The organism is Plantactinospora sonchi (assembly GCF_036422035.1).
Lineage (GTDB): Bacteria > Actinomycetota > Actinomycetes > Mycobacteriales > Micromonosporaceae > Plantactinospora > Plantactinospora sonchi.
Genome location: NZ_JAZGQK010000036.1, coordinates 1 through 24,320 on the forward strand (window position 1 = coordinate 1; position 24,320 = coordinate 24,320).

19 protein-coding genes and 1 pseudogene are annotated in these 24,320 nt (G+C 72.2%); 11 read left to right on the forward strand and 9 right to left on the reverse strand.

Features of this window, described 5'->3' with window-relative positions; genetic code table 11:
• Positions 1 to 29 precede the first annotated feature (29 nt).
• The 4 genes from V1633_RS32810 to V1633_RS32825 form a co-directional block, all read right to left on the reverse strand.
• Complete coding sequence (locus tag V1633_RS32810; RefSeq protein WP_331218211.1) at positions 30 to 1,118, reverse strand: sugar ABC transporter substrate-binding protein; 1,089 nt, start codon at positions 1,116 to 1,118, stop codon at positions 30 to 32.
• A gap of 299 nt (positions 1,119 to 1,417) precedes the next feature.
• Entirely contained in the window at positions 1,418 to 1,900 is a 483-nt protein-coding gene (gene ybaK, locus V1633_RS32815; protein WP_331218212.1) for a Cys-tRNA(Pro) deacylase, read from the reverse strand.
• A 105-nt stretch (positions 1,901 to 2,005) separates the two neighbouring features.
• Positions 2,006 to 2,608, reverse strand: a complete 603-nt coding sequence (locus V1633_RS32820) for a VOC family protein (protein ID WP_331218213.1) — start codon at positions 2,606 to 2,608, stop codon at positions 2,006 to 2,008.
• A 195-nt stretch (positions 2,609 to 2,803) separates the two neighbouring features.
• Positions 2,804 to 4,003: a class I SAM-dependent methyltransferase gene (locus tag V1633_RS32825; RefSeq protein ID WP_331218214.1), complete on the reverse strand. Its 1,200-nt coding sequence runs from the start codon at positions 4,001 to 4,003 to the stop codon at positions 2,804 to 2,806.
• A 260-nt stretch (positions 4,004 to 4,263) separates the two neighbouring features.
• Between V1633_RS32825 and groES the strand changes: the two genes are divergently transcribed.
• The 3 genes from groES to V1633_RS32840 all read left to right on the forward strand — a co-directional run bounded on the left by groES (position 4,264) and on the right by V1633_RS32840 (position 8,245).
• Positions 4,264 to 4,578, forward strand: coding sequence for a co-chaperone GroES (groES, locus tag V1633_RS32830; protein WP_089012574.1), 315 nt, complete (start codon positions 4,264 to 4,266; stop codon positions 4,576 to 4,578).
• Positions 4,579 to 4,657: 79 nt separating this feature from the next.
• Positions 4,658 to 6,304, forward strand: a complete 1,647-nt coding sequence (gene groL, locus V1633_RS32835; protein WP_331218215.1) for a chaperonin GroEL — start codon at positions 4,658 to 4,660, stop codon at positions 6,302 to 6,304.
• 333 nt (positions 6,305 to 6,637) lie between these two features.
• Positions 6,638 to 8,245, forward strand: coding sequence for a molybdopterin-dependent oxidoreductase (locus V1633_RS32840; protein ID WP_407952153.1), 1,608 nt, complete (start codon positions 6,638 to 6,640; stop codon positions 8,243 to 8,245).
• Between the two features lie 91 nt (positions 8,246 to 8,336).
• Here the strand turns inward: V1633_RS32840 and V1633_RS32845 are convergent, their stop codons facing one another.
• Both V1633_RS32845 and V1633_RS32850 read right to left on the reverse strand, forming a co-directional pair.
• On the reverse strand, positions 8,337 to 10,532 hold the full coding sequence (locus tag V1633_RS32845; RefSeq protein ID WP_331218216.1) for a peptidase M6 immune inhibitor A: 2,196 nt from the start codon (positions 10,530 to 10,532) through the stop codon (positions 8,337 to 8,339).
• A gap of 168 nt (positions 10,533 to 10,700) precedes the next feature.
• Complete coding sequence (locus V1633_RS32850) at positions 10,701 to 11,081, reverse strand: WhiB family transcriptional regulator (protein WP_331218217.1); 381 nt, start codon at positions 11,079 to 11,081, stop codon at positions 10,701 to 10,703.
• Between the two features lie 259 nt (positions 11,082 to 11,340).
• Between V1633_RS32850 and V1633_RS32855 the strand changes: the two genes are divergently transcribed.
• Complete coding sequence (locus V1633_RS32855; RefSeq protein WP_331218218.1) at positions 11,341 to 12,447, forward strand: response regulator transcription factor; 1,107 nt, start codon at positions 11,341 to 11,343, stop codon at positions 12,445 to 12,447.
• A gap of 71 nt (positions 12,448 to 12,518) precedes the next feature.
• On the opposite strand, the gene V1633_RS32860 is transcribed toward V1633_RS32855, so the two are convergent.
• Positions 12,519 to 12,938, reverse strand: a complete 420-nt coding sequence (locus V1633_RS32860; protein WP_331218219.1) for a DUF5319 domain-containing protein — start codon at positions 12,936 to 12,938, stop codon at positions 12,519 to 12,521.
• Positions 12,939 to 13,204: 266 nt separating this feature from the next.
• On the opposite strand from V1633_RS32860, the gene guaB reads away from it, so the two are divergent.
• Genes guaB through V1633_RS32880 form a run of 4 tightly spaced genes read left to right on the forward strand, consistent with a single transcriptional unit; the run spans position 13,205 to position 17,975 of the window.
• Positions 13,205 to 14,767, forward strand: coding sequence for an IMP dehydrogenase (guaB, locus tag V1633_RS32865; RefSeq protein ID WP_407952147.1), 1,563 nt, complete (start codon positions 13,205 to 13,207; stop codon positions 14,765 to 14,767).
• 53 nt (positions 14,768 to 14,820) lie between these two features.
• Entirely contained in the window at positions 14,821 to 15,939 is a 1,119-nt protein-coding gene (locus V1633_RS32870) for a GuaB3 family IMP dehydrogenase-related protein (protein WP_331218220.1), read from the forward strand.
• 21 nt (positions 15,940 to 15,960) lie between these two features.
• Positions 15,961 to 17,376: a M1 family metallopeptidase gene (locus V1633_RS32875; RefSeq protein ID WP_331218221.1), complete on the forward strand. Its 1,416-nt coding sequence runs from the start codon at positions 15,961 to 15,963 to the stop codon at positions 17,374 to 17,376.
• A gap of 44 nt (positions 17,377 to 17,420) precedes the next feature.
• The gene (locus tag V1633_RS32880) at positions 17,421 to 17,975 is read left to right on the forward strand and encodes a pyridoxamine 5'-phosphate oxidase family protein (protein WP_331218222.1); all 555 of its coding nucleotides are present in this window, start codon (positions 17,421 to 17,423) and stop codon (positions 17,973 to 17,975) included.
• Positions 17,976 to 18,027: 52 nt separating this feature from the next.
• On the opposite strand, the gene V1633_RS32885 is transcribed toward V1633_RS32880, so the two are convergent.
• On the reverse strand, positions 18,028 to 19,182 hold the full coding sequence (locus V1633_RS32885) for an LCP family protein (protein WP_331218223.1): 1,155 nt from the start codon (positions 19,180 to 19,182) through the stop codon (positions 18,028 to 18,030).
• Positions 19,183 to 19,355: 173 nt separating this feature from the next.
• Here V1633_RS32885 and V1633_RS32890 point away from each other — a divergent pair, with 173 nt between their 5' ends.
• A complete protein-coding gene (locus V1633_RS32890) occupies positions 19,356 to 21,002 on the forward strand; it encodes a GMC family oxidoreductase (protein ID WP_331218224.1) in 1,647 nt (548 codons plus the stop codon).
• Positions 21,003 to 21,104: 102 nt separating this feature from the next.
• On the forward strand, positions 21,105 to 22,658 hold the full coding sequence (gene guaA / locus V1633_RS32895) for a glutamine-hydrolyzing GMP synthase (protein WP_331218225.1): 1,554 nt from the start codon (positions 21,105 to 21,107) through the stop codon (positions 22,656 to 22,658).
• A gap of 153 nt (positions 22,659 to 22,811) precedes the next feature.
• On the opposite strand, the pseudogene V1633_RS32900 reads toward guaA, so the two are convergent.
• Positions 22,812 to 23,114: pseudogene (locus V1633_RS32900) on the reverse strand (PspC domain-containing protein); the annotation flags it as partial.
• A gap of 210 nt (positions 23,115 to 23,324) precedes the next feature.
• Here V1633_RS32900 and V1633_RS32905 point away from each other — a divergent pair.
• Positions 23,325 to 24,296: an NUDIX domain-containing protein gene (locus V1633_RS32905; protein WP_331218226.1), complete on the forward strand. Its 972-nt coding sequence runs from the start codon at positions 23,325 to 23,327 to the stop codon at positions 24,294 to 24,296.
• Positions 24,297 to 24,320: the final 24 nt, after the last annotated feature.

A 24,320-nucleotide genomic window follows, 5' to 3' on the forward strand; every position in this document is an offset into this window, starting at 1 on the left:
AGCGGGCCGGCTGGGCCGACGGGGGTCGGTCAGCTGATGCCGGCCTCGGCGCAGAGGGTGGCGAAGTTGTCGGCGCAGAGTTCTTCCTTGGTGACGTAACCGTCCGCGACGACGTCCTTGACGTTGTCCTTGTAGATCGCCTTCGGCTCGAGCAGCACCGCCGGTACGTCCCGGTTGCCCTGCGGGTCCTTGACCGTCTGGCTGGTCTGCTTCCGCTCGCCCTTGGCCAGCGCGATCGCCAGTTCGGCGGCGGCGTCCGCCTCCTGCTTGACGGCCTTGTAGACGGTCATGCACTGGTCACCGGCGAGGATGTTCTGCAGGCCCTGCGTGCTGGCGTCCTGGCCGGTCACCGGGACCTTGCCGTTGAGCTTGTTCTTCTTCAGGGTCGAGATGGCCGAGTTGCCCAGCGTGTCGTTCGCGGCGAGCACACCGTCGATCTTGCCGTTCTGCTGGGTCAGCATCTGCTCGAAGATGGTGCTGGCCTGGGCACCGTCCCAGCCGGGCACCCACTGGTCCGGGCCCTTGACGTATTCCTTGGCGTCGTACTTGGCCTTGAGGACACCCTCGTAGCCGTTCTTGAACAGGGTGGCGTTGTTGTCGGTCTCGGCGCCGTTCAGCGTCGCGATCACCGGGTTCTGGACGTTCTTCTCGGTGAGGCACTTGACCAGGCCCTCGCCCTGGAGCTGGCCGACCTTCTCGTTGTCGAAGCTGACGTAGTACTCCGCCGAGCCGCCCAGGGTCAGCCGGTCGTAGTCGATGGTCAGCACGCCCTGGCTCTTGGCCTTGTCCAGCACCGCCTTGCCCGTGCCGGAGTCCAGGTTGACGATCATGAGCACGTTGACGCCGTCGGTCATCATCTGCTCGGCGATCGTCTGGAACTGCGTCTTGTCGTTCTGGGCGTTCTGGATGATCGACTCGACGCCGGCAGCGTCGAAGGCTTCCTTCAGGTACTTGCGGTCCGCGGTTTCCCAGCGGTCGGAGGAGGCACTGTCCGGAAGGATGACGCCGATCTTCGGCTTGGCATTCTCACCGCCGGTGTCGGGGTCGTCGCTACAGGCGGCGAGGCCACCCGTGGTCAGCAGGCCGACTGTGGCGATGGTGAGGATCCCTCTGCGCATTGCACGGGTCCTTTCGGGGTGGGTGGTGTCTCAGGTCAGGCTGTGCGGTGGTACCCCGATCGGACCGATGCCGCCCCGGTGGGTGGCGGCGGTCGGTCCGCCTCACTTTTGTTGTGTCCGGCAACGTATGGCGCCCGAGGTGGCGGGGGCAAGAGAACCACGGCCGTGAGTTTGTTGTAGGCGATAACAATTCGGCAACGCGGCCGACATCCCGGGCGGTCAGGGCGGCCCGGGAGGTGTCTGACGATGAAGATCGATACGTGTGGTCGCCGGGCGTCCCGTCGCCCGTCGCCGTCGGTTCAGTCGGCGGCGGCCAGCGGTGCGGTGACGGCGGCGGTGAGCCGGATCAGATCCGCCGGGCTGATCTCCAACTGGAGACCCCGACGACCGGCCGAGACGTAGACCGTGGCAAACCGCTCGGCGGAGGCGTCGACCACGGTCGGCAGCCGTTTCCGCTGGCCCAACGGGCTGATTCCACCCCGGACGTACCCGGTGGTCCGCTCGGCGAGCGTACGGTCGGCCAGCGCGGCCCGCTTGCCGCCCACCGCCGACGCCAACGACTTGAGGTCCAGTTCACCGGTCACCGGTACGACCGCCACGGTCAACCCGCCGTCGACCTCGGCGACCAGCGACTTGAAAACCCGTTCCGGCGGTACGCCGAGCGCGGCGGCCACCTCGGCACCGTAGTTCGGGGTGTCCGGTGCGACGTCGTACGGATGCAGCGTGTGCGGGACCCGCTGCCGGGTCAGCAGCGCGGTCGCCGGAGTCCCCTTGCCCGCCACGGCCGTACCCTACCGCCGCCCGGCCGACGGGCTGGCGGCGACAGGTCGTCCCGGTCGGTGGGGTGGTCGGCGCGTGGCCGCCGGCCGCAGACCGGTGCCGGTCGCTCAATCGCCGAGCCCGGCCGCCCGGGCCATGTGGTCGGCGTACCAGGTCGGCCAGTCGGCGTCCTCGTGACCGAGTTCCGCCTCGTACCGGCCGTGCGCGTCGGCCGCGTCACGCAGCGCCCGGGTCAGCTCCTCCCGGGAGCCGTAGACGACGTGGCTGGTCCGTCCCGGCAACCGGGAGGTGACCTCCTGCAGCACGAAGCCGTTGCCGTCCGGGTCCGCGAACGACAGGAACGAGGCGTACGACTGCCGGTCCGGGTGCGGGCCGGCGACCCGGTCGCGGGTGCCGGCGTGGTGGAACACGCCACCTGCGTCGTGGAAGACCTCGCTCACCTCGATCCCCCGGGCGACGAGTTCCGCCCGGGCCGCGACGATGTCGTCGACGACTAGGTGGACGCCCTGGGACGAGCCGGGCGCGGCGTCGGTGATCCCGTTGCCGATGGTGATCGAGGCGGTCGAGCCGGGCGGGGTGAACTGCACGACCCGGAAGCCGTCCGGGCCGACGTAGTCGATGTCCTCGTGGAAGCCGAGCCGGGTGTAGAACTCCTTGGCCCGGTCGACGTCCGTGACCGGCAGCACGACGATCTCGACTTTGAGGTCCATGGTCCGCAGCTCCTCCGCTGTCCGTACGCCGTGCGACGTCTGTCCGTACGCCGTGCGACGTCCGCTGCTCACGATCGCGGGACCGACGGTCCCGTCGCCCCCGGACGGAGTCCCTGGCATCCGCCCGGGTCAAACCTCCGGAGAGCGCCCCGATCGGGGGACCGGCTAACCGGGCCGGCCCGATCGGGGGACCGGCTACCGGACCGGGCGGCAGAGCAGGGCGGTGGGGGCGTCGGCGACCCGGGTGAGCACCAGACTGGCCGACTCCGGACCGCTCAGCCGCAGATCGCGGCGGAGCCGCTCGGGTTCCAGCGCGGAGCCGCGTTTCAGGATCTCCAGCCGGCCGACGCCCCGGTCCCGGAGCAGGGCGCGGAGCCGCTTGAGCGAGAACGGCAGGACCTCGACCACCTCCAGGCAGCGGGCGTACGGGGTCGGCGTCGGGGTGTCGGCGTAGACGTACGCGATCTCCTGGTCGGCGAGGCTGCCGTCGACCGTGGCGGCGAACTCGGCGACCAGGTGGGCCCGGACCACCGCGCCGTCCGGGTCGTACAGGTAGCGCCGGACCGGGCCGACCGGCGGCCGGCCGACGCCGGTTCCGGTGAGCTGGTGTGCGACCGGACCGCCGAGCAGGGTGGCCCGGCGCGGTACGGCGGCGAGCGGGCCGCACCAGACGGTCGCCTCGACGAGGTCGCCGCCGACGCTGACCCATTCCGCCTCCGCGTCGGCCGGCAGCACCGCGTGGTCGATTCCCGGAGCGACCTTGAAGACCGTCCGGGGGACCCGTTCGGCGAGGCCGAGCAGGAAGTCCCAGGGCGGGGAGTAGGCGGCCGGGTCGAAGATCCGGCGACCGGTGCCGGCCCGGCGCCGGGCCGGGTCGCAGAAGACCGCGTCGACCGGGTGCCCGTCGACCTGGGTGACGTCGAACCGGGTGGCGTCGCCCGGGATGACGGTGAACCGGTCGGCCACCCCGGTCGCCCGGGCGTTCGCGGCGGCCATCGCGGCGGTGACCGGGTCGGCTTCCACGCCGTACACCCGGATGCCGGACCGGGCGGCGGCGATGGCGTCCGCGCCGAGACCGCAACCAAGATCAACCATGGTGTGCACCCCGGCGTCGCGCAACCGGGCCGCCCGGCGCCGCGCGACGCGGCCCCGGGTGGCCTGCTCCAGGCCGGCCCGGGTGAAGTACATGCCGGCGGCGTCCGGTCCGAACTTGCCGATCGCGCGGCGCCGCAGCTCGGCCTGGGTCAACGCGGCGGCGGCCAGCCCGGCGGGGATCCCGGCGGCCCGCAGCGTGGCCGCCGCGACCAGCGGATCACCGTCGGTCAGTTCCGCCGCCGCGACCAGCGCGGCTTCTCCCTCCGGGGTACGCAGCGCGGCGAGCTGGTCGAGATCCACCGGATCATTGTGGCGGTCCGGCCCTGGCCGGCGTGCCCCCGGAGTGTGTCGGGTTGGCACTCTCCTTGACGGAGTGCTAGTTGCCGGCATAACCTCCGGTTAGCACTCTCAAGCCGAGGGTGCCAGTTTCCGGGCCCTGGTCCGGAAGCTGAACGCCAGGCGGACCGGCACCCGCGACGACGGACCCGCCCGGTGGCATGTGGCAGATCAACGCCGGTCGGCGTGCCGACCGGCACAGAAACCAAGTACCCCAGGAGGGTATGCCCGTGACTACCGCGACCAAGGTTGCGATCAAGCCGCTCGAGGACCGGATCCTGGTCCAGGCGAACGAGGCTGAGACGACCACGGCGTCGGGCATCGTGATTCCCGACACCGCCAAGGAGAAGCCGCAGGAGGGCACCGTCCTCGCTGTCGGCCCGGGCCGCGTCGACGACAAGGGCAACCGGATCCCGGTTGACGTCAAGGTCGGCGACACGGTCATCTACTCGAAGTACGGCGGCACCGAGGTCAAGTACGCCGGCGAGGAGTACCTGGTGCTCTCCGCCCGCGACGTCCTCGCCGTCATCGAGAAGTGATCTGACCGATCCAGTGACGCTGCCCCGGACCGGCCCCGCCGGGCCGGGGCAGCGCTGCGTGAAGGGACCCTGTTAACAGATGGCGAAGATTCTGAGCTTCTCGGATGACGCCCGGCACCTGCTTGAGCACGGTGTCAACACGCTCGCGGACACGGTCAAGGTCACTCTCGGCCCGCGCGGGCGCAACGTCGTCCTGGACAAGAAGTTCGGTGCTCCGACGATCACCAACGACGGCGTGACCATCGCCAAGGAGATCGAGCTCACCAACCCGTACGAGAACCTCGGCGCGCAGCTGGTCAAGGAGGTGGCGACGAAGACCAACGACGTCGCCGGCGACGGGACCACCACCGCGACCGTGCTCGCCCAGGCGATGGTCCGGGAAGGTCTGCGCAACGTGGCGGCCGGTGCCGGCCCCGCCTCGCTGAAGCGGGGCATCGACGCGGCCGCCGAGAAGGTGTCCGCGGCGCTGCTGGAGAAGGCGGTCGAGGTCGGCGGCCGGGAGTCGGTCGCGAACGTCGCCACCATCTCCGCCCAGGACGCCACCATCGGCAACCTGATCGCCGAGGCGATGGAGAAGGTCGGCCGGGACGGTGTGATCACCGTGGAGGAGGGTTCCACCCTCGCCACCGAGCTGGAGGTCACCGAGGGCCTGCAGTTCGACAAGGGCTTCATCTCGCCGAACTTCGTCACGGACACCGAGGCGCAGGAGGCGGTGCTCGAGGACCCGTACATCCTGATCACCACCCAGAAGATCTCCTCGATCGAGGAGATGCTGCCGCTGCTGGAGAAGGTCGTCCAGGCCGGCAAGCCGCTGCTGATCATCGCCGAGGACGTCGAGGGCCAGGCCCTCTCCACCCTGGTGGTCAACTCGATCCGCAAGACCCTGCGGGTCTGCGCGGTGAAGGCCCCCGGCTTCGGTGACCGTCGCAAGGCGATGCTGCAGGACATGGCGATCCTCACCGGTGGCGAGGTTGTCGCGCCCGAGCTCGGCTACAAACTGGAGTCGGTCGGCGTCGAGGTGCTGGGCAGCGCCCGGCGGGTCGTGGTCGACAAGGACAACACCACCGTCGTCGACGGCGGCGGCCGGGCCAACGAGGTCACCGACCGGGTCACCCAGATCCGCAAGGAGATCGAGGCGTCGGACTCCGAGTGGGACCGGGAGAAGCTGGCCGAGCGGCTGGCGAAGCTCTCCGGCGGCATCGCCGTCATCAAGGCCGGCGGGGCGACCGAGGTCGAGATGAAGGAGCGCAAGCACCGCATCGAGGACGCGATCGCCGCCACCAAGGCCGCGGTCGAGGAGGGCACCGTGCCGGGCGGCGGCGCCGCGCTGGCGCAGATCACCTCGGTGCTCGACGGTGACCTGGGCCTGACCGGCGACGAGAAGGTCGGGGTGTCGATCGTCCGCAAGGCGCTCGTCGAGCCGCTGCGGTGGATCGCGCAGAACGCCGGACACGACGGCTACGTGGTCGTGCAGAAGGTCGCCGAGAGCGACTGGGGCACCGGCCTCGACGCCGCCGTCGGCGAGTACGTCGACCTGGTCAAGTCCGGCATCATCGACCCGGTGAAGGTGACCCGCAACGCGGTCACCAACGCGGCGTCGATCGCCGGTCTGCTGCTCACCACCGAGAGCCTGGTGGTGGAGAAGCCGGAGAAGGCCGAGCCGGCCGCCGGCAACGGCCACGGCCACGGTCACGGCCACGGCCACCAGCACGGCCCCGGCTTCTGACGGTCGGCGTCCCCGCGGCCCGGCGATCCGTCGAGGGTCGGCGTCGCCGCGGGCGCTCCGAGCGCACAGTTCCGAGATCCACGTGCCCAGCGGTACGGCTCCGGGGCGCCACCCGACGGGTGGTGCCCCGGAGCCGTCCTGGGTACAGGGGTACGTCGTCCGCCCGGGTGGCGCCACGAACCGGACACCCGTACGCCGACGCCTGGTCCGCGCGCCCTGATCCCAAGACCCGCCGCCGCTGACGCCGGCTACCGGTCGGGGCATCCGGCCGGCAACACTGGTGCGGTGAACGCGACGTCGAGGCGGGACCCGGACGACGATTCCGGGACAGGGCTGGCCGGGACAGGGTCGTCCGGGGCACGACCGTCCGGTTCCGGGTGGTTCGCCGCCCTGGCCGGGGTGACCAGCGCCGCCGTGGCGGTCGGCACCGCCGAGGCGGTGGCCGTACTGACCGGGCCGCGTTCCGCACCGCTGGTCGCGGTCGGCGGCGCGGTGGTCGACCTCGCCCCCGCCCCGCTCAAGCAGTTCGCCACGGACGTCTTCTACGTCTACGACAAGATCGCCCTGCTGATCGGTACCGCCGTGCTGCTCGGCGGGTTCGCCGCGCTGATCGGGCTGGTCGCGATCCGGTCCCCGCGACTCGGGTACGCCGGCATCGGTGCCTTCGCCGTACTCGGCGTGGCGGCGGCGCTGACCCGGCCCGGTGCCGGCCCGGCCGCCGCGCTGCCCACGCTGATCGGCGCCGCCCTGGCGGCCGGTCTGCTCCGACTGCTGCTCACCGGCCCGCTCGGCAGCCCGCTGGTACGGGCGCCGGCCGCCGGTACCCCGCCGTTAGAGGCTCCCGCCGTCGACTCCCCGCCGGCGGGGGTGGACCGGGAGGGGCGGCGTCGGTTCCTGACCGGCGTCGGCTTCGCCCTCGGCGCGGCGGCGGTGGCCGGCTTCGGCGGGCGTTGGGCGGCCACCCGGCGCGGCGTCACCGAGGCCCGCGCGGCAATACGGCTGCCCGCCCCGGCCAGCCCGGCCGCACCCGTGCCGGCCGGCGCCGAACTCGGCGTCCCGCAGTTGGCGCCGTACGTCACGCCGAACCGGGACTTCTACCGGATCGACACCGCGCTGGTCGTACCCCGGGTGGATCCGGACGGGTGGCGGCTGCGGATCCACGGCCGGGTCCGCAACCCGATCACCTTGAGCTACGCCGACCTGCTCGCCCGGCCGATGGTCGAACGGCACATCACGCTGGCCTGCGTCTCGAACGAGGTCGGCGGCGACCTGATCGGCAACGCCCGCTGGCTCGGCGTACCGCTCGGTCCGCTGCTCGCCGAGGCGGGGCCGCTGGACGGCGCGGACCAGGTGGTGGCGCGTTCCGTCGACGGCTGGACCTGCGGCAGTCCGACCTCGGTGCTCACCGACGGTCGGGACGCGCTGCTGGCGGTCGGGATGAACGGCGAGCCGCTGCCCATCGTGCACGGTTTCCCGGTCCGGGTCGTGGTGCCCGGACTGTACGGCTACGTCTCCGCCTGCAAGTGGGTGGTGGAACTGGAGCTGACCAGCTTCGCCGACTTCGACGCGTACTGGGTGCCCCGGGGCTGGTCGGCGCGGGGACCGGTCAAGACCCAGTCCCGGATCGACACCCCGCGCGACGGCCGGCCGCTGACCGCCGGAACGGTCACCGTCGCCGGGGTGGCCTGGGCCCAGCACACCGGCATCCAGCGGGTGGAGGTACGGGTCGACGACGGGGACTGGCAGCCGGCGACGCTGGCCGCGACGGTCTCCACCGACACCTGGGTGCAGTGGTCGTGGCGCTGGACCGCGACCCCGGGTACGCACACCCTCCAGGTACGGGCCACCGACGCCACCGGCGCGGTGCAGACCGCGCAGCGGCGTCCGGTCGATCCCGACGGCGCCACCGGCTGGCACACCGTCGAGGTGTCGGTGCGCTGAGCGCGCGCCGGGCCGCCGCCCTGCTGAGCTGTTAGGAAGGGCCCCTTCCACAACCGAAAGCGATAAGAAGGGGCCCTTCCTTGCAGGGGTGTCAGTGGCCGCCCGGCTGGGTGACCCCGTTCACCGTCAGGTTGTACGCCGCGTACTGGCCGACCTGCTCGGTCGGCTCGTCGTACGTGACGATCGCGACGACCTCGGGGAACAGCATCAGCGGCGCCAGTTCGAGCAGGCCCAGCTTCACCGTGCTCCGGGAGCCGAAGTCCCGCTGCAGCACGATCGAGTGCTTGGCGTCGAGGCCGACCAGCCGCAGGTTCCAACCCGCCACCGAGACCGGCTTGACCTCGGTGATCGAGTCGAACGGGGCGAGGTCGGAGCCGTCGCTGACCGTCGTGCCGCCGACCGTGATGTCGTCGATCTTCCAGCCGCCCTCGTTGACCCCGCCGTCGCTGACGTACTGGAAGCCGAGCAGGATCGCCTTGCCGGCGTACGCGGAGAGGTCGTAGCGGTGCGCCTCGAACCCGTCGGTGGCACCGTTGACCGCGGGACCACGCGGCCCGTCGACCGTCCGGTCCCCGGGGATCGCCGTGTAGCTGGCGCCGCCGTCGGTGGAGACGATCACGTAGCCGTAGTCGTAGCCCTCCTCGGCGCCGTACTTGGCCTGGAAGGTCAGGGTCGGGTCGGCGGCCGGCACGGTCACCGGGACGACCGCGCTGGCGTCGGTGTTGTTCTCGTTGCCGGAGAAGAGCACCGGGTTGCCGGGCCGGTCCGGGTCGTCGGTGGCGACGGTCCAGGCCAGCGGTACGGCCGGCAGCGTCCTGTCGCCGGTGAACTGCAGCGAGCGCAGCTCCGTGCCCTTGAGTACCCGCCCCTTGGCGCCGGTCAGCGCCACGTAGTCGGCGCCGTTCGGTGCCGCCCCGGGGGTGGCGTACGCGGCCGGGTTGGCCAGGTTGACCGTCGAGTTCAGGCTGGCCGAGGTGGCCTTCTTCCGGTCGATGCCCAGCGAGATGCCGAGCCGGCTGTTCCCGACGATCCGGTCGGTCAGCACCATCGTCTGGTAGTCGTGCAGGAACTCGTGGACGTCCGGCTCACCCTTGGTCTTGAGCAGCGCGGCCAGACTGGCCAGGCCCTGCCGCTCGCCGTCGCGGTGCAGTTGGGTCAGGAAGCCGGCGCCGAAGCGGTCCTTCAGGTAGAGCATGAACTCGTACGCGTTGCCGTAGTCGGCCAGTACGGCGGTCGGGTTCGGCGACTCGCCCCACAGGCTGAGCGAGTTCTCCGGGCCGCCACAGTCCCGCGGGTTCGGGTTGTACGGCGTCTGCACCGTGCCGAAGCCCTGGAAGCAGGCGAGGTGGCCGTCGTAGCCGTACTCCTCGACCGTCTTGGTGCCGTCGACGTAGCCGACCAGCGTCTGGGCGTAGTCGGAGAGGCCCTCGTTGATCCAGGCGGTCTCGGCCGGGTCGGTGTAGTACTGCAGCAGGTGCTGCCACTCGTGGGCGAAGGTGCCCTCGTAGCTGTGCGGCCGCGCGGGGCGGCTGGTGCACGGGTCGCTGGTCGGCTCGTCGGCCGGTGCGGCGCCGGTGCGGTGTGCCCAGTCGAAGGCGTCGATGGTCATGATGTTGCGGTCGAAGTACTCGTTCAGCTGGCTGGAGAAGAAGCCGGCGATGTACGAGCTGGCGGCGGGGAAGTTGTAGAAGTTGTCGTCCCGCACGTTGTCGACGAGGGTCACCGTCCGGTCGCCGTACCCGGTGAAGTCACCCGCGATCTGGGCGTTGGTGCCGTCCCGGTCGGGTGGGGTGCTGAAGGCGGCGGTCTCCTTGGGGTACATGTTCGTGTCGAACTCGGTGACCAGAGACCGCACCTGGGCGTCGGTGACGTCGGTGGTGCCCGGGACGGCGTTGCGGCAGTCGCCCTCGGGGAACGCCAGGTCGTCCGCCACCCAGACCTCGATCTTCTGACCGATCGCCCGGAGCGTGTAGTTCTTCAGGTACAGCGAGCCGTCGGTGTCGTCCCGGGCCGGCCACGAGCGGACCGTGCCGACCGGCGGGGTCTCGACGGCGGCGCCGGCCCGGCGGGCGGCGCGCTGTGGGGCCGCCAGTTGGTCGAGCGCCTCACCGTTGAAGGTGAACTTGTCGCTGGTCAGCCCCATCCTCGGTTCGCCGGGGGAGGCCGGCCGGACGGTCGCCGCCGGGGTGGGCGCCGCACCGGCCGACGTCGGTACGGCGATCAGGGCGAGACCCGGTACGAGGGTCAGCGCACCGGTCGCCGCCAGGACGCGTTGTCGTGTCGTCAAGGGTGTTCCTCCTGGCCATGACCCGGCTTGCGCACCGGGTCGGACAAGTTGATCTTATGGCCGGTTGATCACCAGGACGTTACGACGAAAGGTGCGGAAGATAACCGAACGCCCGTGGCCCCGCCGGTTGACGGGGCCACGAGGACGCGGTGAGATGCCGGCGACCGGTCAGGCCGAGCGCTGCTCCGGCATGGCGGACCGGAACGGGCGGCCCAGCCGGGCCTCCAACCGGCCGACGTCCACCCGGCTGCGCCGGCGGTCGGCCAGGTCCTCCCAGCCGACGGCGAGCAGCCGGAGCCGCTCGGACTCGCTGAACCCGCCCCAGACGCCGTACGGCTCCCGGACGGTCAGGGCGTGGGCGGCACACTCGGCGCGGACCGGGCAGGTCCCGCAGACCGCTTTGGCGCCGGCCTCCCGGCGGTTGCGCGACGATCCCCGTTCACCGTCCGGGTGGAAGAACTGGGCGGTGTCACGTCCCCGGCAGGCGCCGAGGCGCTGCCAGTCCCAGAGGTCGACGATCGGTCCAGGCAGCCTGCGTACGTTCGACATCAGCACCCTCCCTCCGCGCGGCACCGCGACTACACGGCCGGGTCGGAGTCCGGGCGGCGGGCCGCGCAGGCGCACCGATCCGACCTAGGGCCTCCCGGTACCCCACCCGTCGACGGCTCACACGTACTTGATCGCGAAGTTCTTCCGCCGGAGGCGTTCACTGGGGTGAATCGTCCAAAAAGTTTGTGGTTCATCCGCTGAAACTCATCATGATCATTCGCCGCCGTGGTCTCCTCGTTGCGGAGAGGAGGGAAGCAGCGTGCGTACCGTGCTTGTCTGCGTCCGGACCCCGCTCGCCGCGCAGAACGTCGCGGCCGCGGCAGCCCGGCTCGGGGTCGCCTCGGCGGTCCGTACCGCGGTGTCCGATCCCGAGGCGATGCTCCGGCTCGCCGAACGTCCGGTGGACGTGGTGCTCGCCGACACCGCCCTCACCCGCCCGGACAGCGTCGGGTTCACCCGGCGGGTCCTCGCCCGCTCACCCGGAGCCGCGATCCTGCTGCTCGGCGCGGAGGAGCCGGCGGCGGCCGCGGCGGCGATCGCCGCCGGGGCCCGGGGACTGATCCAGGGCGGCGACAACGACCTGGTGAGTGTGGTGGCCAAGGCCATCCTGCTGCTCGGCACCACGGGCCGGGCCGGACGGTCCGGTGGACCACCGGCCGCCGGCGCGGGCGTGGCCGGCGGTGCCGTCTCGGCCGGTGGGGCCCTGCCGGCGGGCAACGCCGGCGTGCCCGGTGCCGCCGGACCGGCGCGCCCCGGCGAACCCGGCCAGGGCGGCGCCGCCGCCAGCGGTCACCGGCTCGGCAGCGTGCTGCGGGCCCCGGGCGGACCCGGCGCGGACCCGCCCGTCCCGACGCCGGACGGCACGACCGCCGACCGGCCCGGCACCGACGACCCGGGACCACGCGGCGGCCCCGGCGGTACGCCGGGTGAACCGACCGGGCCGGCGATGGTGCCGGCACAGCGTGGCGACGATCCGGACAGCTCCGCCGAGCCGGGGTCGACGGTCCCCGGCGGGGCGGCCGGCTCGACCGGTGGTGCTCCGACGGCGTCCGACCCGCCCGGGCGGGCGGCTCCGGATCCCCGGGGACGCGGCGGTCCGGAACCGCGCGCCGAGTCCCGCGCGGGCGACCCCGGGCGGCCCGAGCCGGAACGGGCCGGTCCGCCCCGACGCCCGCTGCTCACCGAACGGGAGATGCAGGTACTGGTCGGCATGGCCGACGGCAAGAGCAACGCGGAGATCGGACGGGAGTTGTTCGTCTCCGAGGACACCGTCAAGACCCACGCCCGTCGGCTGTTCCGCAAGCTGGGCGCCCGGGACCGGGCACACGCCGTGGCGGCCGGCTTCCGGGCCGGACTGGTCGCCTGAGCGCCGGCCGACCGGCGGGTCGGTCGGGACGGACGCGTCGGGTCAGCCCCGACGTCCGGCGGCGGGCCGGTTCACTGCTCGGCGTCGCTCTCGGCGTCGCTGTCGTCGGCGGTCTCGGTGAGGGTGTCGTGCACCCCGTCGGCGTAACCCCGGGCGTACTCCCAGGTGACGTAGTGGTCGGGGTCGGGGTCGTACGCCGGCTCGTGCACCCGGGGCCGGCCCGAGTTCAACAGGTGACGCAGGTTGCCCCGGAGCAGATCCCAGTCGAAGTAGTGGGGCTCACGGCAGTCCTCACACTCGATCACGAGGCCGCGTACCCCGACCGGACCCAGCAGCGCCTGGTAAATTTCCAGGTCGGCGAGGTCTTCGAGGACGTCCTGACGCTCGACCTCGCTGAGCGGGTCGAGCTCGGCCTCCTCGGCCGGGTCGCTCAGGCCGGCGGAGGGATCGGCGGGGTCACCGTTGAACGGGTCGATCGGCTCCTCGTGCACCCCTCCACCGTAGTCCCAACACCCGTCGGCGTGGTCACCCGTTGTGGCCTGTGCCGCCGCCCCGCCCGCGCCCACGCCCGTCGGGCCGGCCAGTGGGTACGATGAACCATCGCGCCGCCAGCCTGGGCGAGGGCGTTGACGTGCCCACGGTGCCGACCTGGCCCGTCCGACGACACAACCGACCGGTTCGACGTCGCCGGACCGTCGGTGCGGATCGCCCAGACCGACAGCAGACCGCCCACACCGACAGCAGCAGGGGACACATCGTGGAGAATCGACCCGCCAACGACCTTCCGCTGGGTGCCGACGTCGAGCAGATCGCCGGGCACATGCCTGAACTGCCCGCCGGCTCCGCCCGGGTGGTGCCGCTCGGGTTGACCTTCGACGACGTGCTGCTGCAGCCCGGCGAGTCCGAGATCATTCCGAGCCGGGTGAACACCATCACCCGGCTCAGCCGCAACGTCAGCATCGCCATCCCGCTGGTCTCCAGCCCGATGGACACCGTGACCGAGGCCCGGATGGCCATCGCGATGGCCCGGCAGGGCGGCATCGGCGTGCTGCACCGCAACCTGTCGATCGAGGACCAGGCGCTCCAGGTCGACCTGGTCAAGCGCTCCGAGGCCGGCATGGTCACCAACCCGGTCACCTGCGGACCGGACGACACCCTCCGGGACGTCGACGCGCTCTGCGGCCGCTACCGGATCTCGGGTGTGCCGGTGACCGACGCCGAGGGGACCCTGGTCGGCATCGTGACCAACCGGGACATGCGGTTCGTCACCGACGTCAACACCCCGGTCCGCGAGATCATGACCCGGATGCCGTTGATCACCGCCCGGGTCGGCGTGACCAAGGACGAGGCGCTGGACCTGCTGCGCCGGCACAAGGTGGAGAAGCTGCCGATCGTCGACGCCGACAACCGGCTGCGCGGCCTGATCACCGTCAAGGACTTCGCCAAGAGCGAGCAGTACCCGCTGGCCACCAAGGACGACGCCGGTCGGCTGCGGGTCGCCGCCGCGGTCGGGGTCGGCGAGGACGCCTACAAGCGGGCCCGGGCCCTGGTCGAGGCCGGCGTGGACGTGCTGATCGTCGACACCGCGCACGGACACCAGCGGGCCGTGCTGGACATGGTCGGCCGGCTGAAGAAGGACACCACCGTCGACGTGATCGGCGGCAACGTGGCGACGTACGCCGGGGCGAAGGCACTGGTCGAGGCGGGTGCCGACGCGGTCAAGGTCGGGGTCGGGCCGGGCGCCATCTGTACCACCCGGATCGTCGCCGGGGTCGGCGTACCGCAGATCACCGCGATCATGGAGGCGGCCCGGGCCGCCCGCCCGGCCGGCGTGCCGGTGATCGGCGACGGCGGCATCCAGTACTCGGGCGACATCGCCAAGGCCCTGGTCGCCGGCGCCGACACGGTGATGCTGGGCAGCCTGCTCGCCGGCTCCGAGGAGAGCCCCGGCGAGCTGATGTTCATCAACGGCAAGCAGTACAAGGCGTACCGGGGGATGGGCTCGCTGGGCGCGATGCAGTCGCGCGGGCAGGCCCGCTCCTACTCCAAGGACCGCTACTTCCAGGACGACGTGACCAGCGAGGAGAAGCTGGTGCCGGAGGGCGTCGAGGGTCAGGTGCCGTACCGGGGGCCGCTCGCCCGGGTCGCCCACCAGCTCATCGGCGGGCTGCGGCTGGCGATGGGGTACGTCGGCGCGGAGACCGTGCCCGAGCTGCACCGTCGTGGCCAGCTCATCCGGATCACGGCCGCCGGTCTCAAGGAGAGCCACCCGCACGACATCCAGATGACGGTCGAGGCACCGAACTACCACACCCGCTGACCCTCCCCGGCGCCCCCGCACCGCCTACACCCCCTTCAACCCTGGAGTGACCCATGCGTGACGTGGTCGAGATCGGGCTGGGCAAGACCGCACAGCGCGGCTACCACCTGGACGACATCGCGATCGTGCCGAGCCGCCGTACCCGGGATGTCGACGACGTCTCCACCGCCTGGCAGCTCGACGCGTACCCGTTCGGGATCCCCTGCGTGGGACACCCGTCGGACGCGACCATGAGCCCCTCCTCGGCGATCGCCCTCGGCCGGCTCGGCGGGCTCGGGGTGTTGAACGTCGAGGGACTCTGGACCCGCTACGAGGACCCGACCAAGATCCTTGAGGAGCTGGCGAGTCTGGAGGAGGGCCGGGCCGCCACCCGCCGACTCCAGGAGGTGTACGCCGAACCGATCCGTCCGGAGCTGATCGCCGAGCGGGTCCGGCAGATCCGGGAGGGCGGAGTCACCGTCGCGGTCCGGGTCTCCCCGCAGCACACCCTCGCCCTCGCCCCGGTCATCCTCGACGCCGGCGTCGACATCCTGGTCATCCAGGGCACGATCGTCTCCGCCGAGCACGTCTCGACCACCGACGAGCCGCTGAACCTCAAGGAGTTCATCGCCGACCTCGACCTGCCGGTCGTCGTCGGCGGCTGCACCGACTACAAGACCGCGCTGCACCTGATGCGGACCGGCGCGGCCGGGGTCATCGTCGGCCTCGGCGGCGACGACTTCTCCACCACCGAGTCGGTGCTCGGCATCCGGGTGCCGATGGCGACCGCGATCGCCGACGCGGCGGCCGCCCGCCGCGACTACCTCGACGAGACCGGCGGCCGGTACGTGCACCTGATCGCCGACGGTGACCTGCAGACCTCCGGCGACGTCGCCAAGGCGCTCGGCTGCGGTGCCGACGCGGTGATGCTCGGCGAGCCGCTCTCGCTCTGCGACGAGGCACCGGCCGGTGGCGCCTGGTGGCACCCGGCGGCCAGCCACCCGAAGCTGCCGCGTGGCGCGTACGGGGTGGCCGGTGAGCCGCTCGGCCCGATGGAGCAGTTGCTCTTCGGCCCGGCCGACGACCCGGAAGGGCAGCTCAACCTCTTCGGCGGGCTGCGCCGGGCGATGGCCAAGTGCGGCTACCGGGACCTGAAGGAGTTCCAGAAGGTCGGTCTGGTCCTCGACCGGTGACCCCTGGTCGTTGAACCGGTGATGAAGACCCGACGTACGTTGGCCGGCGCGCTGGTCGCGGCGCTGCTGGCGGTGTCGACCGGCGGCTGCACCGGCAGCCGCCGGACCGGCCCGGACAATCCCGACGCGTTCCGTCCCGGGACGGCCGGCCTCGGTGACCCGTACCTGCCGACGGCCGGCAACGGTGGCTACGACGTGGCCAGCTACCACCTGAAGCTCCGGTACGAGCCGGCGACCGACCGGCTCGACGGCGAGGCCACCATCGTGGCGACCGCCGGTCAGAACCTGTCCCGGTTCAACCTGGACCTGGCCGGGCTGACCGTGGCGTCGGTACGGGTCGACGACGTCGAGGCCGCCCACACCCGGGACGGCGCCGAACTGGTGGTCACCCCGCCGGCCGGGCTGCCGGACGGCCGGCGGTTCACCGTCCGGGTCGACTACGCCGGTAAACCCGCCCTGATCGACAGCTCCGACCTGGGTACCGGCGGCCTGCTGCACACCCGGGACGGGGCGATCGCGCTCGGCCAGCCCGAGGCGGCGAGCACCTGGTTCCCGGTCAACGACCACCCGCTGGACAAGGCGACGTACCAGATCGAGATCACCGTGCCGGACGGCCTGGCCGCACTGAGCAACGGGGTGCCGGGCGACCGGTCGGGGGCCGACGGCTGGACGACCTGGCGCTGGGCCGAGCGGTCGCCGATGGCGAGCTACCTGACCACACTGGTGATCGGGCGGTACCGGGTCAGCATCGGCAGCCACGCCGGGCGGCCACTGGTCACCGCGGTCCCGGAGAGCCTGCCGAGCGGCGGTCCGGCGGAACGCTCGCTGGCCCGGACCGGTGAGATCGCCGACTTCCTCGCCGGTCTGTTCGGGCCGTACCCGTTCGAGGCGTACGGCGGGATCGCGGTCGACGACAGCCGGATCGGGTACGCCCTGGAGACCCAGTCCCGACCGGTCTACGGCCCGGCGTTCTTCACCACCGGGCCGAATCCGACGGTGGTGGCGCACGAGATCGCCCACCAGTGGTTCGGGGACAGCGTCTCGGTCCGCGGCTGGGCCGACCTCTGGCTGAACGAGGGCTTCGCCAGCTACGCCGAGTGGCTCTGGACCGAGCACGACGGCGGCGAGTCGACGCGGTCCGCCTTCGCGCGGGAGTACGCCGCCACCGACTGGTCCCAGCCGACGCTGGACCCGGGACGGGAGGCGCTGTTCGGCCGGGCGGTCTACAAACGTGGGGCGCTGACCGTGCACGCGCTGCGGCGTACCGTCGGCGACGAGACGTTCTTCCGGATCCTGCGGGGCTGGACGGAGCGCAAGCGGGACGCCAACGCGGACACCGCCGAGTTCGTCGCGTACGCCGAGCAGGTCTCCGGCCGGCAGTTGGACGACCTCTTCGACGCCTGGCTGACCGGTACCACCGCGCCGCCGCTGCCCTGATCGTCCGTTGTCAGCGGTGCTGGCCTGGGCTGTTAGGGTCGATCATGCCCGTCACGAACCCCTGGCTGGCCGGCCCGGCGCCGAAGCGGCGGCTGCCCCGCGGGCGCCTTGAGGAGCGGATCCTCAACCTGCTGTCGTCGCAGAACATGTGCGTACTGGCGACCGCCGGCCCGGACGGCCCGCTGGCCACCCCGGTCCGCTACTTCCACCTCGACTTCGCGCTGCTGTTCACCGCCGAGACGTCGTCACCGAAGATGCGCAACATCGCCGCCGACCCACGGGTGTCGTTGGGCGTCTTCGCGCCGCTGGTCGGCCAGGCGAGCAGCCGGGGCGCCCAGCTCTTCGGCCGGGCCCGGGTGCTGACCGCCGACGACCCGGAGTTCGGGCAGCACTGGCCGGCGTACCGCTGGCAGTCGGACCACGTCGAGCGCTCCCGCGACCTGGCCGAACCGCCGACCGGGCCGCTGGTCGTGGTGGACGCCGAGCGGATCGTCTACACCGAACACTGGCTGCGCCGCGACGGCTACGCCCCGCGCCAGTTCTGGACCCGCCCCGTCGGGCCGGCACCCGCGGCCGCGGGGGGCGCTGCTGACGGATGACCGTGTCTCGGCCCGGGGGCTTCCGGCGCCGTCCACTCCCGACGGTCGTCGGTCACCGCTTGACGACGAGTTTCGGGTTGTCGGCGAGGAACTCCGCGGCCCGGCCGGCGCGCAGCTCCGAGATGAACCTGCGGCTGGTCGAGGTGAGTTGCTCACCCCGGTACCCGCCGCCGGTGCCGAGCCCGCCGCCGGGCAGGTCGACCAGGGTGATCGCCTCCGGGCGCAGCCGGCTGAGCGCGTATCCGAACTCGACGATCTCACGGCCGTTGCCCTGGAAGGTGAGCGCGTCGTCCAGCGCGGTCACCACCTGGCCGAGCCGGGCCTGGTCCCGGGCCAGGTTCTGGCTGAGGATCTTCCCGACCAGGGCTTTGATCAGCTGCTGCTGGTGCCGCTGCCGGGCGTACCCGCCGCCTTCGGTGTAACGCTGCCGGGCGTAGTCCAGCGCCTGCCAGCCGTTCAGCTTCCGGGTGCCCTTCTCGTACACCATCTGCGGGCCGACGTACCCGCCGCCGCGCAGCACCCGGTGCTTGCCGTCCGGTTCCCGGTGCCGGGAGACCACCCGCTGGTCGATGTAGAGTTCGACGCCGCCGAGCGTGTCGACCAGGTTGTCGAAGCCGCCGAACGTCAGCACCGCGCCCGCGTCGAACCGCTTGATGCCGGTGTAGTCGCTGACCGTACGGGCCAGCAGCTCGTAGCCCTGGGTGGTGCTCGGCTCCTTCTCCCTGCCCGGTACCCGGCTGCCGTAGCTCATCGCGTGGGTCAGTTTGGTCCGCTCGCCGGGGAAGTTCGCCTTCTTGAACGCCGGGATCTGCACCACCAGGTCGCGGGGGAGGGCGAACAGGTACGCCTGGTCCAGGGCCTGCGTGACGTGCAGGATCAGCACCGCGTCGGCGTGCGGCTCCCAGCCCGGCACGCTGACCCGGGTGTCCACCCCGACCAGCAGCAGGTTGAGCGGGCCGGTGATGTCGGCCCCCGGTTCCGGGGTGGGACTCGGGGCCGGCGTCGGCGCCACGGCCGGTGACACCGCACCGCTCGGTGAGGCCGCCTTCGGCGACTCCGTCCCGCCGCCCCACTGCCGGTCGGCCGCGTACGCGCCGCCGGCCAGCAGCACCGCGACCACCACGGTCGCCGCCACCCGGACGATCCGGCGTCGCCGGCCCGGTCTGCCGGAAACGTTCTCCCCGCCGGTTCCCCCGCTGCCTGCCACCCGTCCCACTTCCCTTCGGCACCGGCGGTCCGCGAGGACCGGCCCGTGTAACTCAAGACGCTTCGGTGGCACGTCGGCGTTGCACCGCGAGGCGGCGCGGTCGGACGGCCGGAGGAGATGATCACCGACCCGTGTCTGGCGCGACAGGGACCGATCGGCCAATGATGACCGGCATGGGCAACCCCACCGGGTACGACGTGGTGGTCATCGGCTCCGGGTTCGGTGGCAGTGTGGCCGCCTTGCGGCTGGCCGAGAAGGGTTACTCCGTCGTCGTTCTGGAGGCGGGGCGACGGTTCGCCGACCACGAACTGCCGAAGACCTCCTGGCGGCTGCGCCGGTACCTCTGGGCGCCGGCGCTCGGCTGCTACGGCATCCAGCGGCTCACCCTGCTCCGTTCGGCCGGCCGGCGGCCCGGCACCGTACCGGCGAGAGTGCTGGCGTTGCACGGTGCCGGGGTCGGCGGCGGGTCACTGGTCTACGCCAACACGCTGTACGAGCCGCTGGCCGCGTTCTACGACGATCCTCAGTGGAGGGACATCGCCGACTGGCGGGCCGAACTCGCCCCGCACTACGCGACGGCGAAGCGGATGCTCGGCGTCACGACGTACCCGGTCCGGACACCGGCGGACCGGGCGATGCGGGCGGTGGCCGACCGGATGGGGGTGGGTGACAGCTTCCGACCCACCCCGGTCGGGGTCTACCTCGGCCGACCGGGCGAACGGGTGCCCGACCCCTACTTCGGGGGTGCCGGACCGGAGCGCACCGGCTGTCTGCACTGTGGTGCCTGCCTGACCGGTTGCCGGCACGGCGCCAAGAACAGCCTGGTGAAGAACTATCTCTGGCTGGCCGAGCGGCTCGGGGTCGAGGTGCTGCCGCTGACCACCGCGGTCGCGGTCCGGCCCGCGCCGTCCGGCGACGGCTACCAGGTCGAGACGGTACGCACCGGGGCCTGGCCGGTACGCCGTCGGCGGGTGATCCCCGCCGGACAGGTGGTCTTCGCGGCCGGGGCGGTGGGCACCCAACGGCTGCTGCACCGGATGCGGGCCACCGGGGCACTGCCGCACCTCTCGCCCCGGCTCGGCGCGCTCACCCGGACAAACTCGGAGGCGATCGTCGGCGCCGCCGTACCGCGCCGTGCGGTCCGGCAAGGTGGCGTCGACTTCACCGAGGGCGCGGCGATCACCAGTTCCTTCCACCCCGATGGGCGGACCCACGTCGAACCGGTCCGGTACGGTCCGGGCGCCAACGCGATGGCGCTGCTGCTCACCGCCCTCGTCGACGGCGGCCCGGGTCAGCGTCTCCGCTGGCTGGCGGCGCTGGTCCGGCGGCCGCTGCGCTACCTGCCGCCGTGGTCGGTACGGGACTGGTCCCGACGCAGCGTGATCGCCCTGGTCATGCAGTCGATCGACAACTCGGTGACGGTGCACCGCCGGCGTACCTGGTTCGGTGGGGACCGGCTGGTCACCAGTCAGGGCCACGGCGCGCCGAACCCGAGTTGGATCCCGGCCGCGAACCAGGCCGCCCGGCTGCTCGCCGAGGAGATCGGCGGTGTCCCGGGTGGGCCGCTGACCCAGCCGTTCGACGTGTCGATCACCGCCCACCTGCTCGGCGGGGCGGTGATCGGGGCCACCCCGGACGACGGGGTCGTCGACCCGTACCACCGGGTCTTCGGGTATCCCGGCCTGCACGTCGTGGACGGGGCGGCGGTCTGTGCGAACCTCGGCGCGAACCCGTCGCTCACCATCGCCGCCCTGGCCGAACGCGCCCTCTCGCACTGGCCGAGGCGCGGTGCCCCCGACCCCCGCCCACCCCAGCTGTAAGGAAGGGCCCCTGTTATCGCTTTTTGCATAACAAGGGCCCCCTTTCAACACCAGCCACGGCGGTTACCGGGGCCCGACGCCGGCTCGGTAGGCTTCGTACACATGAACACGCCGCGCCCGGTCCTGGTGGTGGACTTCGGAGCCCAGTACGCCCAGCTCATCGCCCGTCGGGTGCGGGAGGCCAGGGTCTACTCGGAGATCGTCCCGCACTCGATGCCGGTGGCCGAGATGCTTGCGAAGGACCCGGCCGCGATCATCCTCTCCGGCGGTCCGGCCAGCGTCTACGCGCCCGGCGCCCCCCAGGTCGACCCGAAGCTCTTCGACACCGGCGTACCGGTCTTCGGCATCTGCTACGGCTTCCAAGCGATGGCCCAGGCGCTGGGCGGCACGGTCGCGCACACCGGCGGCCGGGAGTACGGCGGCACGAACCTGCGCCCCCGGGTCGAGGACACCGTCCTGTTCCGGGAACTTCCGGACGAGTTGTCGGTCTGGATGAGCCATGGTGACTGTGTGACGGAAGCGCCTGCCGGGTTCACCGTGACCGCCGAGTCGTCCGGTGCGCCGGTCGCCGCGTTCGAGGACATCGTCGGCCGCCGGGCCGGTACCCAGTTCCACCCCGAGGTGGAGCACACCGCGTACGGCCAGCGGATGCTGGAGCGCTTCCTCTACGACGTCGCCGGGATCGAGCCGACCTGGACGCCGGAGAACATCATCGACGAGCAGGTGGCGCAGATCCGGGCCGTCGTCGGCGACAAGGAGGTCCTCTGCGCCCTCTCCGGCGGGGTCGACTCGGCGGTCGCCGCCGCGCTGGTCCACAAGGCCGTCGGTGACCAGCTCACCTGCGTCTTCGTCGACCACGGGCTGCTCCGGGCCGGTGAGGCCGAGCAGGTGGAGCAGGACTACGTCGCGGCGACCGGGATCAAGCTGAAGGTGGTCGACGCCGAGGAGCGCTTCCTCGGCGCGCTGGCCGGGGTGACCGATCCGGAGCAGAAGCGGAAGATCATCGGCCGGGAGTTCATCCGCGTCTTCGAGGCGGCGGCCCGCGAGGTGGCCGCCACGGGAGACGTGGAGTTCCTGGTCCAGGGCACGCTCTACCCGGACGTGGTGGAGTCCGGCGGCGGCACCGGCACCGCAAACATCAAGTCCCACCACAACGTCGGCGGGCTTCCCGAGGACCTGAAGTTCTCGCTGGTCGAGCCGCTGCGCACGCTCTTCAAGGACGAGGTACGCCAGCTCGGCCTGGCTCTCGGGCTGCCCGAGGCGATGGTCTGGCGGCACCCGTTCCCCGGGCCGGGGCTGGCCATCCGGATCATCGGCGCGGTGGACCGGGAGCGGCTCGACCTGCTCCGGGCCGCCGACCTGATCGCCCGGGAGGAGCTGACCGCCGCCGGCCTCGACCGGGACGTCTGGCAGTTCCCGGTGGTGCTGCTGGCCGACGTCCGCAGTGTCGGGGTGCAGGGCGACGGCCGCACCTACGGGCACCCGATCGTGCTCCGTCCGGTCTCCAGTTCCGACGCGATGACCGCGGACTGGTCCCGGCTGCCCTACGACGTGCTCGCCCGGATCTCCACCCGGATCACCAACGAGGTGGCCGAGGTGAACCGGGTGGTCCTCGACGTGACGAGCAAGCCTCCGGGCACCATCGAGTGGGAGTGACGTCCGCCGCTCTCACCCGGCGTTCGTCGGCCCGTCCGGTCGGGTGACCGGGGCCGGTGGTGTGCTGGCCGTCGGCAGGGTGACCGTCGGCGGCGTGGTGCCGCCGGCCGGCGGTCCGCTCGCGACGTCCGATGCCGGGTAGGCGCCCGGAGTGCCCGCCGTCGGGTGGCTGGTCGGCCCGGCGGGGCCGCCCGTCGGCCAGGCGGGGGCGGACGGCGGGTGCGGCCAGGCGGGGGCACCGGCCGGCTCCTCCGGCATCAGGAACCACAGGATCGGGTACGCCAGCAGCGCGAAGCCTCCCGTGAAGATCACCAGTACGGCGAAGATCACCCGGACCAGGGTCGGGTCCACGTTGAGATAACGTCCGAGTCCGCTGGCGACCCCGGCGATCATCCGGTCCGTGGTCGGCCGGCGGAGCTGCCGGTACGGGGGTTGGGTGGGTGGTGTGTGTGTCATACCTCCACGGTCCGGCTGTCGGCCGTCGGCGTCCTCGGTGACCGCCCCGATCCCGACCCTGACCGGCCCCTGACCATCGACGGCGTTCCGCCGACCGCCGTCGGCGGATCCGTTGGTTCCGGTGCGCCGGGTGGCCGGCCTGTCGGTCTACTGTCAGGAATCCGACTCTTTTCCCCGAGCACTCAGATGATCAAGGGAGAATTCGGATCCGTGACCACCGCGTTGGAACCGATCCGCAGGATCGCGGCGTACGCGATTTGCACCGAGTCAACCGGTCGGGTGCTACTGGTCCGGGCTTCGTCCCGGTCCGGAACGCCCGGCGTATGGTCGCTGCCCGGCGGTGCCGTCGACCACGGCGAGGACCCGAACCACACGGTGGTACGCGAGACGGCCGCGGAAACCGGCCTCTCCGTCGCCGTGTCCGGGCTGCACGACGTACTCGCCGACATGAGGTCGCTGCCGCACCGGGGCGTCACCATCCACACCGACCGACTGCTGTACCGGGTCTCCGTCCGGGGTGGGACGCTCTGCGACCGGGTCGGCCAGCCGACCGACCTGGCCCGGTGGCACACCCTGGAGGAGGCCGGGAAACTGCTGCTGCGGCCGTTCACCGCCCGGGCACTGGACCTGCCGAGCGGGCCGATCGACCTCCATCCGGAGGAGGCACCCGAGTTCCCGTCGTTCCACGCGGTGCCCGGTCCGGACGGGCTGCACCGGGCCCAGCGGTTCGCGGCGTACGCGGTCGCCACCGACCCGGCCGGCCGGGTGCTGCTGACCCGGGTCGCCGACGGCTATCCGGGCGCGGGCTGCTGGCATCTGCCCGGCGGCGGCACTGACTACGGCGAGCAGCCGGGCACCGCGCTGATCCGGGAACTCGTCGAGGAGACCGGTCAGCGCGGCCGACTGGTCGAACTGATCGGCGTGGCGAGCCACCGGGACGCCGCCTCGCTGGGCCCCGAGGGCTACCCGATCGACTGGCACGGCGTACGCGCCTTCTACCGGGTGGTGGTCGACCGGCCGGCACCGCCGATCGTCGGCGACGTCGGCGGCTCCACCTCCGAGGCCCGCTGGTTCGGTCCGGAGGAGCTTGAGGCCCTGCCCCCGGAGCGGCTCACCGAGGTGACCGCCGAGGCGGTACGGGCCGCCCAGGTGCTGCCTCCCCAGCCGGCCCGGGCGGGCTGACCGGCAGCCGTTCCCTCCGGTACG

Coding starts and splice junctions, on each gene's coding strand:
- V1633_RS32870 (WP_331218220.1), top strand. CDS start 14,821: ATGCGTGACGTGGTCGAGATCGGGCTGGGCAAGACCGCACAGCGCGGC.
- V1633_RS32890 (WP_331218224.1), top strand. CDS start 19,356: ATGGGCAACCCCACCGGGTACGACGTGGTGGTCATCGGCTCCGGGTTC.
- V1633_RS32850 (WP_331218217.1), bottom strand. CDS start 11,081: ATGTCGAACGTACGCAGGCTGCCTGGACCGATCGTCGACCTCTGGGAC.
- V1633_RS32810 (WP_331218211.1), bottom strand. CDS start 1,118: ATGCGCAGAGGGATCCTCACCATCGCCACAGTCGGCCTGCTGACCACG.
- groES (WP_089012574.1), top strand. CDS start 4,264: ATGCCCGTGACTACCGCGACCAAGGTTGCGATCAAGCCGCTCGAGGAC.
- groL (WP_331218215.1), top strand. CDS start 4,658: ATGGCGAAGATTCTGAGCTTCTCGGATGACGCCCGGCACCTGCTTGAG.
- V1633_RS32880 (WP_331218222.1), top strand. CDS start 17,421: ATGCCCGTCACGAACCCCTGGCTGGCCGGCCCGGCGCCGAAGCGGCGG.
- guaA (WP_331218225.1), top strand. CDS start 21,105: ATGAACACGCCGCGCCCGGTCCTGGTGGTGGACTTCGGAGCCCAGTAC.
- V1633_RS32820 (WP_331218213.1), bottom strand. CDS start 2,608: ATGGACCTCAAAGTCGAGATCGTCGTGCTGCCGGTCACGGACGTCGAC.
- V1633_RS32875 (WP_331218221.1), top strand. CDS start 15,961: ATGAAGACCCGACGTACGTTGGCCGGCGCGCTGGTCGCGGCGCTGCTG.